Origin of the sequence: Pseudoalteromonas sp. GW168-MNA-CIBAN-0100 (genome assembly GCF_040309225.1) — a bacterium.
In the GTDB taxonomy this organism is placed as follows: Bacteria; Pseudomonadota; Gammaproteobacteria; order Enterobacterales; family Alteromonadaceae; genus Pseudoalteromonas; species Pseudoalteromonas arctica.
Map to the genome: position 1 here is coordinate 1 of NZ_JBEOOL010001166.1, position 232 is coordinate 232.

The window sequence follows — 232 nt, forward strand, 5'->3', positions numbered from 1 at the left end:
GCCTAAAGCAGTAACTAGTGCTTAGTACTTATAGGCTGTTTGCAAAGCTTGGCATGTGAGGTAATGCCGCTTTTGTTGGATTACGTTTAAAGCATTGACGTTTATAAACGTGCTGTAGCTTATAAACTGGTTATACAAATTTACGGCCATAGCCGTGTGATTAGAATTAATTAACTTACAAAATGACATGCCTAGCGTGATCATCACCAGCGGCGTGTAATTAATACTAAAT

At 37.9% G+C, this 232-nt stretch carries 1 protein-coding gene; it reads right to left on the bottom strand.

What is annotated here, in order from left to right:
• Positions 1-21: 21 nt before the first annotated feature.
• The coding region (locus tag AAEY62_RS25050) for a hypothetical protein (protein ID WP_350637208.1) at positions 22-232 on the bottom strand (211 nt) is incomplete at its 5' end.